The sequence below is a fragment of the Streptomyces sp. DSM 116795 genome (assembly GCF_055792905.1).
In genome coordinates this window covers 1,783,402-1,799,848 of sequence record NZ_CM147707.1, presented here as the reverse complement: position 1 = coordinate 1,799,848, position 16,447 = coordinate 1,783,402, and the positions used below count along the sequence as shown (strand labels likewise).

Genomic DNA, 16,447 nt, shown 5'->3' with positions numbered 1-16,447 from the left:
TCGCGCTGATCGAGCAGTTGGCAGGTGAGCTATGAACGTCTTGACGTGGCGCAAGAGCAGTTACAGCGACTCCAGCGGCGGCGACTGCGTAGAGGTCGCCGTCGAGTGGCGCAAGAGCAGCTACAGCGGCCCGGGCGGCGGCGAGTGCGTAGAGGTCGCCGCCACCCCCGCCACCGTCCACGTCCGCGACTCCAAGCGCACGGACGGCCCCGCGCTCTGCCTCTCATCCGGCTCCTGGCGGGCGTTCCTGACCGGGCTGTAGCCGCCGGAACCCGTTTTGGAGCGCCGTCCGCGATCGGGTACTGTTCTTCCTGTCGCTGAACGGGGCGAGGCCGCGAGGCCCGACCGGAAGGCGGTCACCCGGACAAAATCCCCGGCAGGGGGTTGCGTTTTGGTGGGCTATGGTGTAATTGGCAGCACGACTGATTCTGGTTCAGTTAGTCTAGGTTCGAGTCCTGGTAGCCCAGCGCGATCTTGTTTTTGGCGCAGTTCAGAGGCGTAAGTCACAAGATCGAGGCCCCCGTTGTGTAGCGGCCTAGCACGCCGCCCTCTCAAGGCGGTAGCGCCGGTTCGAATCCGGTCGGGGGTACGGGTCCGTGATCGTTTACGGACCGAGCAAGGGCCCCCGTTGTGTAGCGGCCTAGCACGCCGCCCTCTCAAGGCGGTAGCGCCGGTTCGAATCCGGTCGGGGGTACTCGATCACAGAAGGCCCCCGCGGGACGCGGGGGCTTTTTCGTGTGCCCGCAGCCGAGTGGGCGCTCAACTCTCCGTACCGAAGCGCCTGTTGGACTCCTCCGCCTCCGCGAGCCGCCGCAGGCTCAGCAGCACCGGCTCGTAGAGCACCGTGCACGCCACGGCGGCCTCGATCTGTTCCTCGGCTTCGTCGTAGCCGGCGATCAGCTCCAGATCGGTCTCCGCCACCTGCCCGGCAGCCCGGGCGTAAGGGAGCAGGTTCTCCGTCGCGGAGGGATAGCCGAGCCGGCGCAGGGCGGCGATCGCGCCGACCAGCATCCGGTACGCGGGGGACGCGGACCCGGCGGCGTGCGAGAAACCCCAGCCCAGTTCTTCGAGCAACGCCTGGGCCGTACGGTCCGCGTCCTGCTCCTCCTGGCCCTCCGGTGCCGGCTGCGTGCCGTGCGGCAGGGCCCACACCGCGGAGCCGATGCGGCTGTGCTGGTCCAGGGAGCCGTCGTCGATGCAGGCCAGGACCTCGCGGACCGTCGCCACGGGAAGCCGGCCGACCTGCGTCAGGGCGCGGATGAGCCGCAGCCGCCGCAGATGCGGGTCGTCGTACTCGGCCTGAGTGGCGGAGACGCGGCGGCCAGGAGGCAGCAGCCCTTCGCGCAGGTAGTACTTGACCGTCGCGGTGCTGATGCCGCTGCGTTCGCTGAGTTCTGCCAGGCGCATCGCGTGCCGTCCCCGTCCCGCTGCTCGTTTTCTCGGTTTTCACTTGCGTGCGCTGTTGGAGAGTAGCACTATCTATATTGGATAGTGGAGCTATCCATTAGCGAAGGGAGTGCACCGTGACGGGAGAAGTGCAGAAGGAACGCATGACTGCGGCCGCCGACGGCGACGTGGTCGTGTTCCTGATCGGGATGCGCATCAACAAGCTGCGGGCGGTGCGGAGTTGGCTGCCCGTCTTCACCGCGATGCCGCGGATGCTGAAGGAGCTGTCTAAGGACGCCTCAAGCGGCCTGCTGGGGTTCCGTGTGATGGTCGGCGGGCTCCGCGAGATCACGGTCCTGCAGTACTGGAAGTCCGCTGAGGCGGTGTTCGCGTACGCGTCGGCGGCGGACAAGGAGCACCGGCCGGCGTGGGCCGCGTACAACCGCAAGGCGCGCAACGGCGGTGCGGACGTGGGGATCTGGCACGAGACCTATGCGGTCCCGGCGGGCCGGTACGAAGCGATCTACGGGAACATGCCGCCGTACGGCCTGGCGGCGGCACACGGCACCGAGCCGGTGAGCAGGCGCGGCGAGCGAGCCGCGGAGCGGATGTCGTCCGGCCGCACGACCGGCTGACGCACACAGGCGGGCGGGTGCGGCAGCCGCGGCGGCTCTGACCGCGGCCCGGCCTCGCGGGCGGAGCGTGAGGAGGCGAGCGCGCCCGCTCAGCCCGTCGTCCTGCGCAGTGCCTCGCTCAGCCGCGCTGCGGCGTCGACGATGGCTTGCGCGTGCATACGGCCGGGGTGCCGCGTCAGCCGCTCGATGGGCCCGGAGACGGACACGGCGGCGACCACGCGGTTCGACGGCCCGCGCACCGGCGCGGAGACCGAGGCCACGCCCGGTTCGCGTTCGCCCACGGACTGTGCCCAGCCCCGGCGGCGTACGCCCGAGAGCGCCGTCGCCGTGAAGCGGGCACCCTGCAGGCCGCGGTGGAGACGCTCCGGCTCCTCCCAGGCCATGAGGATCTGCGCCGCCGAGCCCGCCTTCATGGGCAGGGTCGAGCCGACCGGCACCGTGTCCCGCAATCCGGACAGCCGCTCGGCCGCGGCGACGCAGATGCGCATGTCGCCCTGGCGCCGGTAGAGCTGTGCGCTCTCGCCCGTGACGTCGCGCAGGTGCGTCAGTACGGGACCGGCCGAGGCGAGAAGGCGGTCCTCGCCCGCAGCGGCGGCCAGTTCGCCCAGGCGCGGACCCAGGATGAAGCGCCCTTGTATGTCCCGCGCGACCATGCGGTGGTGCTCCAGCGCCACTGCGAGCCTGTGTGCCGTCGGACGTGCGAGGCCGGTCGCCCCGACCAGCCCGGCGAGGGTGGCCGGGCCGGACTCCAGAGCGCTCAGTACCAGAGCCGCCTTGTCGAGAACGCCGACGCCGCTAGAGTTGTCCATGCGTCGATACTCGCGTCTCAAAGTATGAAACGCAAGTTCCTTTTCCGGCGCCACCCGCCACCCTGGAGTGGCGGCACACACACCACAAGCCCGGGTCGCCGGCGGCCGAACCACGGCCAGGTGTGCCATGGATCTCGACATGTGGGCCGGCGACGAGGCCGGCCGGAGGGAAAGCGATGGGACGGACACTCGCGGAGAAGGTCTGGGAAGACCACGTCGTCACGCGCGCCGAGGGCGAGCCCGACCTTCTCTTCATCGATCTGCACCTGCTGCACGAGGTGACGAGCCCGCAGGCCTTCGACGGTCTGCGCAAGAACGGCAGGCAGGTGCGGCGTACCGACCTCACCATCGCGACCGAGGACCACAACACCCCCACGATCGACATCGACAAGCCCGTCGCCGACCCGGTCTCGCGCACGCAGCTGGAGACGCTGCGCAAGAACTGCGCGGACTTCGGCGTACGGCTGCACCCGCTGGGCGACGTCGAGCAGGGCGTGGTGCACGTCGTCGGACCGCAGCTGGGCCTGACGCAGCCGGGCATGACGGTGGTCTGCGGTGACTCGCACACCTCCACGCACGGCGCGTTCGGCGCGCTCGCCTTCGGCATCGGCACCAGCCAGGTCGAGCACGTGCTGGCCACCCAGACGCTGCCGATGGCGCCGTTCCGCACGATGGCGGTCACCGTCAACGGCGAACTGCCCGAGGACGTCACGGCGAAGGACCTGATCCTCGCGGTCATCGCGAAGATCGGCACCGGCGGCGGCCAGGGCTACGTCATCGAATACCGCGGCGAGGCCGTCGAGAAGCTGTCGGTGGAAGCGCGGATGACCGTCTGCAACATGTCCATCGAGGCCGGCGCCCGCGCCGGGATGATCGCCCCGGACGCCACGACCTTCGAGTACGTACGGGGCCGCGAGCACGCTCCGCAGGGCGCCGACTGGGACGCCGCCGTGGAGTACTGGAAGACGCTGCGCACCGACGAGGACGCGGTCTTCGACCACGAGGTCGTCATCGACGGCGCGGAGTTGGCCCCGTTCGTGACCTGGGGCACCAACCCCGGCCAGGGTGCGCCGCTGTCGGAGTCCGTCCCCGACCCGGCCTCCTTCGAGGACGAGGGCGCGAGGCTGGCGGCCGAGAAGGCGCTGGAGTACATGGGGCTGAGCGCCGGACAGCCGCTGCGCGAGGTCGGCGTCGACACCGTGTTCGTCGGCTCGTGCACCAACGGCCGTATCGAGGACCTGCGTTCGGCCGCCGCCGTACTCCAGGGACGGCAGGTCGCGGAGGGCACGAGGATGCTCGTCGTGCCCGGCTCCGTACGCGTCTCGCTGCAGGCCGTCGAGGAGGGCCTGGACAAGATCTTCACCGCGGCCGGGGCCGAATGGCGGCACGCGGGCTGTTCCATGTGCCTGGGCATGAACCCCGACCAGCTCAAGCCGGGCGAGCGCGCCGCGTCCACCTCCAACCGCAACTTCGAGGGCAGGCAGGGCAAGGGCGGCCGCACCCACCTGGTCTCGCCGCAGGTCGCAGCGGCCACAGCGGTGCTGGGCCGGCTGGCCTCGCCCGCGGACCTGACCGACGTACGCGTGCCGGCCGGCGTCTGAGAAGGGAAGATCACCATGGAAGCCTTCACGACACACACCGGCCGGGTCGTACCGCTGCGCCGCAGCAACGTCGACACCGACCAGATCATCCCCGCCCACTGGCTGAAGAAGGTCACCCGCGACGGCTTCGAGGACGGGCTCTTCGAGGCGTGGCGCAAGCAGGACGACTTCGTGCTCAACCAGGAGGCGTACAAGGGCGGCACGGTGCTCGTCGCCGGTGAGGACTTCGGCACCGGCTCCTCCCGCGAACATGCGGTCTGGGCGCTGCAGAACTACGGTTTCAAGGCCGTGATCTCCCCACGCTTCGCGGATATCTTCCGCGGCAACTCCCTGAAGAACGGCCTGCTCACGGTCGTACTGCCGCAGCAGACCGTGGACGCGCTGTGGGAGGTGGCCGAGTCCGACCCGAGCGCCGAAGTCACGGTCGACCTCGTGCGGCGCAAGGTCATCGGGCCGGGCGTCGAGGCCGCCTTCGAGCTGGACGAGAACGCCCGCTGGCGTCTGCTGGAAGGGCTGGACGACATCAGCCTCACCCTGAAGAACGACGACGCCATCAGTGACTACGAGTCGCGGCGTCCCCCCTTCAAACCCCTTACGCAGCAGGCGTGACGCGTCTCTGAGCGCTCCCCGTCCGCACGGGCCACAACCGCATCACCGCTCGCGCCCCCCGCCCCTCGCGGCGTGGGGCGCGAGTGTGTGTTGAGAAGCCGGTATGCGACAACTCACCGCAGATGGCACAATCGGTGCATGGAACGCGACGGTCAACTCGATCTCTACGACCGGCTCGCCGCCCGCTTGAAGGAGGCGCACACACGAGTGCGCACACTGCAAGTCCCCGAGGGCGTACGGGTGGCGCTGCAGCGGAAGCTGCTGGTCATCACCGCGGCCTCGAAGCACGATCTCGCCGACGCGGAGCGGCGCGTGGACCGTCTGATGACGGATATCGACGAGGGACGCTTCCCCGAGGAACAGGCAGGCAAGCGCGCTGACGGAACTCGATGAAGGGCGAGTTCGTTGCGGCACAAGGGTGATTCGCCCGTTTCATGTTTGATTCGCGGTATATATCTGCCTAGCGTGCGAAAAAGCTTGAACACATTCGTTCCTGCAATAGTTCCGAAGGGGAAGACGTGAACAAGGCGCAGCTCGTCGAAGCAATCCAGGACAAGCTCGGTGGACGGCAGCAGGCCGCGGATGCGGTCGATGTCGTACTGGACGCGATCGTCCGCTCCGTTGTGTCAGGGGAGCGGGTCTCGGTCACCGGGTTCGGCTCCTTCGAGAAGGTGGACCGGCCCGCCAGGTACGCCCGCAACCCGCAGACCGGTGAGCGCGTCCGCGTGCGGAAGACCTCGGTGCCGCGCTTCCGCGCGGGAGCCGGCTTCAAGGAACTGGTCAGCGGGGCGAAGAAGCTTCCGAAGAACGATGTCGCGGTGAAGAAGGCCCCGAAGGGCAGCCTGATGGGCGGCACTTCCGCGAAGAAGGCGACGACCAAGCGGGCAGCGGCCAAGAAGTCCGCCGCGAAGCGCGGGGCCGCCAAGAAGACCACCGCCGCCAAGACCACCGCGAAGCGGATGCCGGCGAAGAAGACGGCGGCGAAGAAGGCCACCGCGAAGAAGACGACCGCCAAGAAGACCGCGGCGAAGAAGACGACCGCCAAGAAGACCGCGGCGAAGAAGACGACCGCCAAGAAGTCGGCGGCGAAGAAGGCCACGGCCAAGAAGGCCCCTGCGAGGAAGGCGCCCGGCCGCCGGACCGCCGCCCGCAAGACCACCGCCAAGAGGGCAACCGCGCGCAAGCGCTGAGCCCGTACGGCCCCTACGAAGAACACGCCCCGCAGCGCCGGGCCGGACTCCCGCCGGGAGTCCGGCCCGGCGGGCGTTTGAAGGGCTTTCGGCTCCACCCGGCCGCAGCAGGAGCAGGGGCGCCTGCCGCGCCCGCAGGAGGGGAGCTCGGAGCTCTCAAAGGGTCTGCAGCGTCACGAAGGTGACCCTGCGCTCGTCGCCGCTCCCCTCGACCTCGATTCGCAGGCGCTGCCCCGGCCGCAGCAGCCGCAGCCCGCCGGCGTCGAAGGCGGCGGCGTCGAAGGGCAGCGGTGTTCCGTCGTCGAGCAGCACGCTGCCCGTGCGCGTCTCCGGGTCGTAGGTGTACGAAGTGGCCTGCATGCCGTGAGCCTAGGGGGTGTTGTCGAAGTAGCGTCGTCCTCCCCCCGGCAGGCCAGGGGGAGGGCTGCGCCGACGACCGACAATGCTGGGGGCACGCCCCCTCGCTGCGCTGGGGACCCCCACCCGGACAGAGTCTGGGGAGGGACTTTGAGGACACCCCCTAGGGCAAGGTCACAGGCCGCTGTTGACGGGAGCGGCCCCCGCGCCTTCGCACGGGGTGTCCCGGCCGTGAACCCGGGACGTGAACGGGCCGAGCCCCAGCGAGTGTGCGGCCACCAGATCAGCTTCCGTGTCGACGTCCTGGCGCACGCTGTCCACGCCGGTCAGAACGATCTCCTCCGCACCCGAGGCGCGGTGCCTGGCCCGCGAGAGCGGACCGAAGTTCGGGCCGAGGGCGTGACCCGGCAGCGCGGACAGCAGCGTGGTGCCCGTACCGGCGGCGTCGGCGAGGAACGCGCGGGGAGCGCTTGCGGCGAAGTCCAGGACCCGGTCCAGTTCCTCCGGCCGCAGTGCAGGCAGATCGGCGTTGAGCGCGGCGAGAGCGGCATCGGGGCGGCCGGTGCGGACTTCGGCGGCGCCGTGTGCCAGAGCGGGGTTGAGACCCGCGGCAGGGGAGTCGGGCACGATTCGCGCGCCGAGCGCGCTCAGTTCCCGCGCCGCGCACTGATCATCCGTGACGACCACCACATCGCGTACGGACGGGCACGCCAGTGCCGCGGCCACCGTGTCCTGCGCGAACGCCAGCGCGAGGCGGGCGCGCACCGGGTCTCCCGCCGACGCGGCGAGCCTGCTCTTGGCCCGTGTCAGCGGCTTCAACGGCACCACGAGGGTCCATGCCACGGGCGTCACATGTGGCTGCATCTCCCTCATTCTCGCCCGCCGCCCGCGGAGCCGGGCAGGCGCCCGGCTACGGTTGCAGGGCAGACGCAGACGAACCGTGTGCTCGACACGGTGGGGGGTACGGGGTGAGACTTGCCCCTCGCGCGCCCGGGTGAACGCACGCCGGACGCGCCGGTCAGGCCCACGCCCGCCGTGCCGAGGGTCCCGCGTCCACCTCCGCGGCAGGCCCGTGCCCTGCCGCCGCCGGGACCCACGTGGCTGTTCGAACAGGCAAGAGGAGATGGTGTCCGGGTGTCCCGCCGCAGAATCGGCTTCTGGTACCGCCTTGCCGCGGTTTTGCTGAAACCGCCGCTCTTGGTGTTCTTCAAGCGGGACTGGCGCGGAATGGAACATATTCCGGAAAAGGACGGCTTTATCACCGTCGTCAATCACAACTCCGCCGTGGATCCGCTTTCCTATGCCCACTTCCAGTACAACACCGGCAGGGTTCCGAGGTTTCTTGCGAAGGTCGGTCTCTTCAGGAGCGGGTTCGTGGGAACGGCCATGCGCGGTACGGGTCAGATCCCAGTCTTCCGCGAGTCCAAGGACGCCATAGGAGCCTTCCGCGCCGCCGTGGAGGCCATCAACAAGGGCGAATGCGTGGCGTTCTACCCGGAGGGCACTCTCACGCGTGACCCTGCCATGTGGCCGATGAAGGGCAAGACCGGTGCGGCACGAGTGGCGCTGGAAACGCGGGCGCCTGTCATTCCCGTCGCGCAGTGGGGCGCGAATCTCGCGGTGCCGCCCTACCCGAAACGCGGCGACATCCGGCTTTTCCCGCGCAAGACGCTGATCGTGCAGGCCGGACCGCCCATCGATCTCTCGGAGTTCTACGGGAAGGAGCCCACCGCGGCGGTGCTCCGGCAGGTCACGGACCGCATCATGGATGCGATCACGGCGCAGTTGTCGGACGTCCGCGGTGAACCCGCGCCCGCCGAGCGCTACGACCACCGTGCCCTCGAACAGCAGGAACAGGTTCCGCCGCCACAACAGCCCGTGAGCGACCGGAAGACCGGACCGGCCCAGCAGGCCGAACCTACACAGCAGGCAGAACGAGCACGGCAGGACACGGCGCCCCCGGGTGGCGCCGGGGGAGAGAACGCGTGACGAAAGCCGCCGTATTCGGCACCGGTTCCTGGGGCACCGCCTTCGCGATGGTGCTCGCCGACGCGGGCTGCGAGGTGACCCTGTGGGGCCGGAGAGCGGAGCTGGCCGAGGCGGTCAACACCCGTCGCGTGAACCCCGACTACCTCCCCGGCGTCGATCTTCCCGCCACGGTGCGTGCCACCACGGACCCGGCCGAGGCGGCGGACGGCGCCGAGTTCACGGTCCTCGCCGTACCGTCCCAGACGCTGCGCGGCAACCTGGCCGGATGGGCGCCGGTGCTGCACCCGCGTACGGTGCTCGTCTCGCTCATGAAGGGCGTCGAACTCGGCACCGCGAAGCGGATGAGCGAGGTCATCGAGGAGGTCGCCGCGGTCGACCGCTCGCGCGTCGCCGTGCTGACCGGGCCCAATCTGGCGAAGGAGATCGCCGCACGGAGGCCGGCCGCCTCCGTCGTGGCCTGCACGGACGCTTCCGTCGCGCAGCGGCTGCAGGCCGCCTGCCACACCCCGTACTTCCGTCCGTACACCAACACCGACGTCGTCGGCTGTGAACTCGGCGGTGCGGTCAAGAACGTGATCGCGCTGGCGGTGGGCATCGCCGACGGCATGGAGCTCGGCGACAACGCCAAGGCGTCCCTGATCACCCGCGGTCTCGCCGAAACCACCCGTCTCGGGCTGGCGATGGGCGCCGACGCGCACACCTTCGCGGGCCTCGCGGGCATGGGCGACCTCGTCGCCACGTGCTCCTCGCCGCTCTCCCGCAACCACACCTTCGGCACCAACCTCGGCCGCGGCATGACGCTGGAGGAGACGATCGCGGTCACACGACAGACCGCGGAAGGTGTCAAGTCGTGCGAGTCCGTACGTGAACTGGCCCGTGTGCACGGCGTGGAGATGCCGCTCACGGAGACGGTGGTGGGCATCGTCCACGACGGCAAACCGCCGCTGGTGGCGCTGAAGGAACTGATGTCGCGCACCGCGAAGGCGGAACGCGTCTGAGGCGTACGCGGTGTACGTCCCTTCCCGCGTGTGCCCGCGGCGCGTCCCCGCAGGGCGCGGTGTAATCCCCGCCCCCGCCCGGCAGTTGGGCCGCACGGCCGTACCCGCCGAGCCCCGCGGGCGCCCGGGAGAGCGTGGCGACGCGGCGCCCCGCGGACCCTGACGGGTGTGGGCCCAGACGGTACAGTCGACGCGATATGAGCAGCCAGAGCCCCTCCCGCAAGCCCCGCGTCGCCGTCGTCTTCGGCGGACGAAGCTCCGAGCACGCGATCTCCGTCGTCACGGCGGGAGCCGTGCTCGGCGCGATCGACCGCGACAAGTACGAGGTGCTGCCCATCGGCATCACCGCCGACGGCCGCTGGGCGCTCACCGCCGACGAACCCGAGCGGATGGCGATCGAGAACCGCAAGCTGCCCAGCGTCGCGGAACTGGCCGACTCACAGCCCGGCGGCGTCCTGCTGCCCCTCGAACCGGGCAACCGCGAGGTGACGTACCAGGAGCCCGGATCGGTGCCCAAGGCGCTCGGCGAGGTCGACGTCGTCTTCCCCGTCCTGCACGGTCCGTACGGCGAGGACGGCACCCTGCAAGGGCTGCTGGAGCTGTCCGGAGTGCCCTACGTGGGCGCGGGCGTGCTCGCGTCGGCGGTCGGCATGGACAAGGAGTACATGAAGCGGGTGTTCGCCTCCTTCGGGCTGCCGGTCGGTCCGTACGTGACGATCCGTCCCCGCGAGTGGCGGACGGACCCGGGGGCGGCCCGCAAGCGCATCGTGGACCTCGCCGGCGAGCAGGGCTGGCCGCTTTTCGTGAAGCCCGCCCGCGGAGGCTCGTCGATGGGCATCACGAAGGTCGACGACATCGGCGGCCTGGACGAAGCCGTCGCCGAGGCACAGCGGCACGATCCGAAGGTGATCGTCGAATCGCTGCTACGGGGACGCGAGATCGAGTGCGGTGTGCTGGAGTTCGAGGACGGGCCGCGGGCCAGCGTCCCCGCGGAGATCCCGCCCGTGAGCGCGCACGACTTCTACGACTTCGAGGCCAAGTACATCGACTCCGCCTCCGGAATCGTGCCCGCGCCGCTCAGCCCCGAGCAAACCGCGCGCGTGCAGGAACTGGCGGTGCTGGCCTTCGAAGCGGCCTCCTGCGAGGGACTCGTACGTGCGGACTTCTTCCTCACGGACGACGGCGAGTTCGTGATCAACGAGATCAACACGATGCCCGGCTTCACGCCGATCTCCATGTATCCGCGGATGTGGCAGAAGAGCGGCGTCAGCTACGCGGAGCTGGTGGACAGGCTCATTCAGGCCGCCCTGACGCGCGAGACGGGCCTGCGGTAGAAGCCCGCGGGACCGCGCCGGGGGCGCCGGTCACCAGGCGCGTCGGCCATCGGCGGCGACGGCAGTGAGCCGCCCGGCGCGAGGCTTGACCGATCGGCATCGTGCGGGAGCCGGGACGCCCGTCAGTGGTGCTCCGGCACCGAAGTGCGTACAGCCTTCGCGAGATCCGTCAGCGCGTTGATCTCCGGTGCGTAGTCGTCGGGGACGGTCAACTCGACGTTCGCGGCACGGTCCGTGGTGGTGAAGCGGTAGCCGCTCGCGCGCTGTTCGAGCAGCCAGGAGACCCCGTTGACTTCCGCCGCCTCTGCCGTGGGGTTGTAATGTTCACTACCGGGCGAGAGCTTCTCGGGACGCGGCACACCACAGCGCAGTTCGATGGCCGGATCGCCCCACGCCGCGGTGTACTTCGAGGCGGGATCGAGCGTGATCCGCTGCTTCCCGTCCACGCGCTTCGGCAGCCGGTCGCTCAGCGACCGGCACGTCTCGGCAGCCTTGCCGGAGGGGCTGGGCACCGCCGGGCCGCCGTCGTCCGCGCCCGTGCAGCCCGCGGCCGCCACGACGGCGACGGTGACGGCGCAGGACGCCCGGCGGAGGGAAGTGCTCACCGGGCGAGCATACGGGGGAGCTAGAGATGAACGATCGGACAGGTCAGAGTCCGGGTGATGCCGTCCACTTGCTGGATCTTGGCGACGACCATGCGTCCGAGATCGTCGACGGTGTCGGACTGCGCACGCACGATCACGTCGTACGGACCTGTCACGTCCTCCGCGTGCAGAATGCCCGGAAGCTTCGCGATGACGTCGGCGACGGTCGATGCCTTCCCGACCTCGGTCTGGATCAGGATGTACGCCTGTACCACGGAACCTCCAGGGCGGCTACGAGGATCATGGGAGGAGAGGGATCGCCACGGTACCGCGTAGCCGCTACCGGGCGGGAGACCCCCAGCACAGCCGGTGACGGAGGATTGACGCCGTCGTCGCCGAGTGACAGCGACGGGGCACGCAGCGGGCAGAGGGAGACGGGCGAAAGGGCGCAGCGATGGATCTGAGCGGGGAGTACCGCCGGGGCCGGCCGCGGACGCCCGGCACCGTCGGGGAGCTCGGAGAGTTCGGCCTCATCCGGGAGTTGACGTCCCGGCTGACGACCACGCCCGCCGTACGCATCGGACCGGGCGACGACGCGGCGGTGGTGGCCGCGCCGGACCGCAGAGTCGTCGCGACGACCGACATCCTGCTGGAGGGACGGCACTTCCGGCGCGACTGGTCCACGGCGTACGACGTCGGGCGCAAGGCCGCCGCGGTGAACCTCGCCGACATCGCGGCGATGGGTGCCGTGCCGACCTCGCTGCTGCTCGGGCTGGTGGTTCCCGCCGAACTCCCCGCGAACTGGCCCTCGGAGCTCATGGACGGCATCCGTGACGAGGCGCAGGTCGCCGCCGCGGCCGTCGTCGGCGGCGACGTCGTACGGGGCGACACGGTCACCGTCTCCATCACGGCCCTCGGCGATCTGCGCAACAGAGAACCGGTCACCCGCTTCGGCGCCCGCCCCGGCGACACCGTCGCCGTCACCGGCTGGCTGGGCTGGTCCGCGGCCGGTCACGCCGTGCTCTCGCGCGGTTTCCGCTCGCCCCGCGCCTTCGTCGAAGCGCACAGGCGGCCGGAACCGCCGTACCACGCGGGTCCGGCGGCCGCGGAACTCGGCGCCACCGCGATGACGGACGTCAGCGACGGGCTGGTTGCCGACCTCGGACACATCGCCGAGGCCAGCAAGGTCCGTATCGACCTGCGCTCCGCCGATCTCGACGTGCCGGCGCAGATGTCGGACATCGGCAAGGCGGTGGGCGTCGATCCGTTGCACTGGGTGCTCACGGGCGGCGAGGACCACGCGCTCGTGGCGACGTTCCCGTCCGCCGCGAAGCTTCCCGCGCGCTGGCGCAAGATCGGCGAGGTGCTCGCACCGGCCGCGCAGCCCCAGGTGACCGTGGACGGCGCACCGTGGGAGCGGCCGGGCGGCTGGGACCACTTCGGCAGCGGAGGCGCCGGCGAACGGGGCGCGGACGGGAACTGAGCACGGGACTTGAACACGGGAGCTGAGGGCGGGAACTGAGCACGGGAACTGGGGGCGGGTGCCGGGGGTGGAGGCTCCTCGGCCTTCGTGCACAACCGGACGCCAGGCTACGTTTGTGGGCATGGAGACGACTCCCGCGCACTCCGCGCCGCCCCGTGTGCTGACCGTCGCAGGCTCCGACTCGGGAGGCGGCGCGGGCATCCAGGCCGACCTGAAGACGATGCTGGCGCTCGGCACCCACGGGATGAGCGTCGTCGCCGCTGTGACCGCGCAGAACTCCCTTGGCGTGCAGGGCTACTGGGAGTTGCCGGCCGAGGCGGTGCGCGCCCAGTTCCGCAGTGTCGTCGACGACATCGGCATCCAGGCCGCCAAGACGGGGATGCTGGCCTCGGCGGAACTCGTCGAGACGGTGGCCGGGCTGCTCGCCGGGGTGCGCGAGCCCGTCGTGGTCGACCCGGTCGGCGTCTCCAAGCACGGGGACTCGCTGCTAGCGCAGGACGCGCTGGACTCCGTACGCACCAAGCTGCTGCCGGTCGCGACCGTCGCCACCCCCAATCTGGACGAGGTGGCCCAGCTGACCGGCGTCCGCGTCACGGACGAGGCGGGGCTGCGGGAGGCTGCCGCGGCCGTGCTCTCGTACGGGCCGCGGTGGGCGCTGATCAAGGGCGGCCATCTTGCCGGTGGTGCGGAGGGCCGTGCTGGGGCCGAAGCTGTCGACCTGCTCACGGACGGCCACGAGGAGCACTGGCTGCGAGCCCCCCGCTACGGCAACCGGCATACCCACGGCACGGGCTGCACCCTCGCGAGCGCCCTCGCGGCGGAGCTGGCCAGGGGCCTGCCGGTGCCCGAGGCGGCCAGGTCGGCGAAGGAGTACGTCACGGGCGCGATCGCGGCGGGTTTCCCGCTCGGGACGGGGCTGGGGCCCGTGGACCACGGCTGGCGGCTGCGCGAGGGCCGAGACGGCACGGTCGGGGAGGGCACGATCCGAGGGGGCACGGTCGGAGAAGGCTCGGGCTGACATGCGTGAAGCCGGCCCGTCGTCACGACGGACCGGCTTCTACGGCAACCAGCTAGGTGGCCGCGCGGCTGCGACCCTCCGGGACCTGCAGGCCCAGGTGGGGGGAGCGTCAGCGCGAGACCTTGCCGGCCTTGATGCACGAGGTGCAGGCGTTGAGGCGCTTCGGCGTCCCGTTGACCACTGCACGCACGCGCTGGATGTTCGGGTTCCAGCGGCGCGGGGTGCGGCGGTGCGAGTGGGAGATGCTGTTGCCGAAGCCCGGCCCCTTGCCGCAGACGTCGCAGTTGGCAGCCACGGGTCACTCCAAAGACTTCAGATGCATGTACGGAAAATCCCGGCGACGCAGGCACAGTGATCGACCGGCACTGCCAGGGAGGTATTGACGCCCGATACTCATCAGGCAACCGGAGCAGCATACAACGCCTGCTCATGAACAGCGAAACCAGCCCTCGAGGCCTGCCCGGCGGCCAGGACCGCCCGGTCCCGGCCCGGCAGCCGGGTTCCCCTCCGCACGCTGCCGGTGCTCTGATCTAGCCTTCGGAAGCCGCATCCCTTCGTCGATCCCTTCGTCGTCGAACCAGTCCCGAACAGACCGGAGGTCCTCACGTGCCGCAGCCGTTCGACTCCACGGTGGTACGGGCATGGATCGCGCTCGCCCTGGAGGCCGTCGGCGAAGGGCGCGAGGAGATCGACGCGATCAACGTCTTCCCCGTGGCCGACGGCGACACCGGCACCAACCTCCAGCGCACCCTGGACGCCGCCGCGCAGGCCCTCGCCGCCGAGTGGGACGAGGACGCCCCGGCGGCACCGGCACTGCGCGCACTGGCGCGGGGCGCCCTGCTCGGCGCGTGCGGCAACTCCGGCACGATCCTGGCGCAGCTGCTGCGGGGCATGGCGGACGTGTACGGGGCTGCCGAGGCGGCCGGACCCCGCGGGGAGGCCGAAGTCCCGGGCGCCGGGCGGCTGTTGGCGGACGCGCTGGGACGCGCAGCCGAGTCCGCGTACGAGGCCGTCGCGCACCCCGTCGAGGGGACGGTGCTCAGCGTCGCCAGGGCGGCAGCCGAAGCCGCCGGAAGGGCAGCCGCCGACGAGCCGCATGCCGGGGCGCCGGCGGTCGCCCGCGCCGCACACGAGCGCTCGTGCGAGGCGCTGGCGGAGACGACCGGACAACTCGACGTGCTGCGCCGCGCCGGGGTCGTCGACGCCGGGGGCAGCGGTCTGGTCGCCGTGCTCGGCGCGCTGGCGGAAGCCCTCGGGGACCCGGCGCCGGAGGCCGCCTCGCGCATGCGCCGTCCGTACCGGGTGCCGAACAGCACGGGCGGCAGCGGGAGTTCGCCAGGAGCGCCCGGTCCGTCTGGTCCGTCCGGCGGGGGCGGCGGCGCGTACGAGGTCATGTATCTGCTCGACGCCGACGACCACGCCATGGTGGCCCTGCGCGAACGCCTCGACGGCCTGGGGGACTCGCTCGTCGTCGGCGGCGGCGACGGCTTGTGGAGCGTGCACGTGCACGTCGACGACGCGGGCGCCGCGGTGGAGGCGGGTGTCGGCGCGGGACGCCCGCACCGCATCCGCATCACCCACCTCACGCCGGGGGAGACGGGCGAGCCCTGCGCCCCGGGCACGGCCGGCGCCCCGGGCACGGCCTCGGCTGAGACTTCGGCCCAGGCCCAGGCTTCCGTTCCGGACCCGGCTCCCGTAGCCGCGCCGGGCGTCCGCGCCGTCGTCGCCGTCGTTCACGGGGACGGCCTGGCCGGACTCTGCGAGGACGCCGGTGCACTGGTCGTACGGGCCAAGGAGGCGCTCGGCAGCCCGGACGGGGAGTCCCTCAGCGCGGCCGTGCGGGCGACCGGCGCGACGGAGGTCGTGCTCCTGCCCAACGACGTGGATCTGCACGCCTCCGCGTCCCGCGCCGCCGACGCGGCGCGTGCCGGCGCACCCGGGCTGCGCGTCGCGGTCGTACCGACCCGTGCCGCCGTGCAGGGCGTCGCCGCCCTCGCCGTACACGATCCGGAGCGCCGCTTCGACGACGACGTCGTCGCCATGACCAACGCCGCCGGCGCCACTCGCTACGGCCAAGTGACCGTCGCCGACCGGCCGTTCTGGACCATGGCCGGCGTCTGCGCGGGCGGCGACGTGCTCGGTCTCGTGGAGGACGACGTGGTCGTGATCGGCCGCGACGTCGCCGGGACGGCCGCCGAGGTGCTGGAGCGGATGCTCGCGGCCGGAGGGGAGATGGTCACGCTGATCGTCGGCGAACACGCGCCCCAGGGACTGACGGAGCGGCTGGAGGAACAGGTGCGCAGCGGGCATCTCGCCGTGGACACGGTGGTTCATGAAGGCCGGCAGCACTCCTCGGTGCTGCTGATCGGCGTCGAGTGAGGCCCTCGCGCCGGCGACCCCGGAGTGCCCTGGCCCCGAACCTCTGACCCTGCCCCCGAACCGCTGACCCTGGCC

At 71.0% G+C, this 16,447-nt stretch carries 19 protein-coding genes and 3 tRNA genes; 15 read left to right on the top strand and 7 right to left on the bottom strand.

Annotated elements, in window-relative coordinates:
* Nucleotides 1-31 precede the first annotated feature (31 nt).
* The 4 genes from ACSMXX_RS07635 (at nt 32) to ACSMXX_RS07620 (ending at nt 694) form a co-directional block, all read left to right on the top strand.
* Nucleotides 32-262, top strand: a complete 231-nt coding sequence (locus ACSMXX_RS07635) for a DUF397 domain-containing protein (protein WP_473183274.1) — start codon at nt 32-34, stop codon at nt 260-262.
* Between the two features lie 133 nt (nt 263-395).
* Nucleotides 396-467, top strand: a tRNA-Gln gene (locus ACSMXX_RS07630).
* A 49-nt stretch (nt 468-516) separates the two neighbouring features.
* Nucleotides 517-589: transfer RNA gene (locus ACSMXX_RS07625), tRNA-Glu, on the top strand.
* Nucleotides 590-621: 32 nt separating this feature from the next.
* Nucleotides 622-694 (top strand) — tRNA-Glu (locus tag ACSMXX_RS07620).
* A 65-nt stretch (nt 695-759) separates the two neighbouring features.
* Here ACSMXX_RS07620 and ACSMXX_RS07615 read toward each other — a convergent pair.
* A complete protein-coding gene (locus ACSMXX_RS07615; protein WP_473183273.1) occupies nt 760-1,407 on the bottom strand; it encodes a MerR family transcriptional regulator in 648 nt (215 codons plus the stop codon).
* Nucleotides 1,408-1,550: 143 nt separating this feature from the next.
* On the opposite strand from ACSMXX_RS07615, the gene ACSMXX_RS07610 reads away from it, so the two are divergent.
* Complete coding sequence (locus ACSMXX_RS07610; protein WP_473184682.1) at nt 1,551-2,021, top strand: DUF4188 domain-containing protein; 471 nt, start codon at nt 1,551-1,553, stop codon at nt 2,019-2,021.
* An 89-nt stretch (nt 2,022-2,110) separates the two neighbouring features.
* Here ACSMXX_RS07610 and ndgR read toward each other — a convergent pair whose 3' ends face one another.
* Complete coding sequence (gene ndgR / locus ACSMXX_RS07605) at nt 2,111-2,830, bottom strand: IclR family transcriptional regulator NdgR (RefSeq protein ID WP_070010751.1); 720 nt, start codon at nt 2,828-2,830, stop codon at nt 2,111-2,113.
* 176 nt (nt 2,831-3,006) lie between these two features.
* On the opposite strand from ndgR, the gene leuC reads away from it, so the two are divergent.
* The 4 genes from leuC (at nt 3,007) to ACSMXX_RS07585 (ending at nt 6,230) form a co-directional block, all read left to right on the top strand.
* Nucleotides 3,007-4,431: a 3-isopropylmalate dehydratase large subunit gene (leuC, locus tag ACSMXX_RS07600; protein ID WP_473183272.1), complete on the top strand. Its 1,425-nt coding sequence runs from the start codon at nt 3,007-3,009 to the stop codon at nt 4,429-4,431.
* Between the two features lie 15 nt (nt 4,432-4,446).
* Nucleotides 4,447-5,040: a 3-isopropylmalate dehydratase small subunit gene (gene leuD, locus ACSMXX_RS07595; protein ID WP_473183271.1), complete on the top strand. Its 594-nt coding sequence runs from the start codon at nt 4,447-4,449 to the stop codon at nt 5,038-5,040.
* A gap of 138 nt (nt 5,041-5,178) precedes the next feature.
* On the top strand, nt 5,179-5,433 hold the full coding sequence (locus ACSMXX_RS07590; RefSeq protein ID WP_028435369.1) for an SCO5555 family protein: 255 nt from the start codon (nt 5,179-5,181) through the stop codon (nt 5,431-5,433).
* Between the two features lie 125 nt (nt 5,434-5,558).
* Complete coding sequence (locus ACSMXX_RS07585) at nt 5,559-6,230, top strand: HU family DNA-binding protein (protein WP_473183270.1); 672 nt, start codon at nt 5,559-5,561, stop codon at nt 6,228-6,230.
* 156 nt (nt 6,231-6,386) lie between these two features.
* Here the strand turns inward: ACSMXX_RS07585 and ACSMXX_RS07580 are convergent, their stop codons facing one another.
* Together ACSMXX_RS07580 and cofC are read right to left on the bottom strand one after the other, a co-directional pair.
* Nucleotides 6,387-6,590, bottom strand: a complete 204-nt coding sequence (locus tag ACSMXX_RS07580; RefSeq protein WP_028435371.1) for a hypothetical protein — start codon at nt 6,588-6,590, stop codon at nt 6,387-6,389.
* A gap of 171 nt (nt 6,591-6,761) precedes the next feature.
* Entirely contained in the window at nt 6,762-7,430 is a 669-nt protein-coding gene (cofC, locus tag ACSMXX_RS07575; protein WP_473184681.1) for a 2-phospho-L-lactate guanylyltransferase, read from the bottom strand.
* Between the two features lie 291 nt (nt 7,431-7,721).
* On the opposite strand from cofC, the gene ACSMXX_RS07570 reads away from it, so the two are divergent.
* The 3 genes from ACSMXX_RS07570 to ACSMXX_RS07560 all read left to right on the top strand — a co-directional run bounded on the left by ACSMXX_RS07570 (nt 7,722) and on the right by ACSMXX_RS07560 (nt 10,908).
* Nucleotides 7,722-8,576 carry a lysophospholipid acyltransferase family protein gene (locus ACSMXX_RS07570; RefSeq protein ID WP_473183269.1) on the top strand — a complete coding sequence of 285 codons (855 nt, stop codon included), beginning with the start codon at nt 7,722-7,724 and terminating at the stop codon, nt 8,574-8,576.
* Nucleotides 8,573-9,574, top strand: coding sequence for an NAD(P)H-dependent glycerol-3-phosphate dehydrogenase (locus ACSMXX_RS07565; protein ID WP_473183268.1), 1,002 nt, complete (start codon nt 8,573-8,575; stop codon nt 9,572-9,574). Before ACSMXX_RS07570 ends, ACSMXX_RS07565 begins: the two co-directional genes overlap by 4 nt.
* A 197-nt stretch (nt 9,575-9,771) precedes the next feature.
* Nucleotides 9,772-10,908 (top strand): D-alanine--D-alanine ligase family protein, encoded by a 1,137-nt coding sequence (locus ACSMXX_RS07560; protein ID WP_473183267.1) that lies wholly within the window; start codon nt 9,772-9,774, stop codon nt 10,906-10,908.
* 122 nt (nt 10,909-11,030) lie between these two features.
* On the opposite strand, the gene ACSMXX_RS07555 is transcribed toward ACSMXX_RS07560, so the two are convergent.
* Nucleotides 11,031-11,513, bottom strand: a complete 483-nt coding sequence (locus tag ACSMXX_RS07555) for a DUF3515 domain-containing protein (protein ID WP_473183266.1) — start codon at nt 11,511-11,513, stop codon at nt 11,031-11,033.
* Nucleotides 11,514-11,533: 20 nt separating this feature from the next.
* Complete coding sequence (locus ACSMXX_RS07550; protein ID WP_473183265.1) at nt 11,534-11,767, bottom strand: Lrp/AsnC family transcriptional regulator; 234 nt, start codon at nt 11,765-11,767, stop codon at nt 11,534-11,536.
* Between the two features lie 179 nt (nt 11,768-11,946).
* Between ACSMXX_RS07550 and ACSMXX_RS07545 the strand changes: the two genes are divergently transcribed.
* Both ACSMXX_RS07545 and thiD read left to right on the top strand, forming a co-directional pair.
* Complete coding sequence (locus ACSMXX_RS07545; protein WP_473183264.1) at nt 11,947-12,975, top strand: thiamine-phosphate kinase; 1,029 nt, start codon at nt 11,947-11,949, stop codon at nt 12,973-12,975.
* A gap of 121 nt (nt 12,976-13,096) precedes the next feature.
* Entirely contained in the window at nt 13,097-13,993 is an 897-nt protein-coding gene (thiD, locus tag ACSMXX_RS07540; protein WP_473183263.1) for a bifunctional hydroxymethylpyrimidine kinase/phosphomethylpyrimidine kinase, read from the top strand.
* A 109-nt stretch (nt 13,994-14,102) separates the two neighbouring features.
* Here the strand turns inward: thiD and rpmB are convergent, their stop codons facing one another.
* Nucleotides 14,103-14,288, bottom strand: coding sequence for a 50S ribosomal protein L28 (rpmB, locus tag ACSMXX_RS07535; protein ID WP_028435377.1), 186 nt, complete (start codon nt 14,286-14,288; stop codon nt 14,103-14,105).
* Nucleotides 14,289-14,599: 311 nt separating this feature from the next.
* On the opposite strand from rpmB, the gene ACSMXX_RS07530 reads away from it, so the two are divergent.
* Entirely contained in the window at nt 14,600-16,372 is a 1,773-nt protein-coding gene (locus ACSMXX_RS07530) for a DAK2 domain-containing protein (RefSeq protein WP_473183262.1), read from the top strand.
* Nucleotides 16,373-16,447: the final 75 nt, after the last annotated feature.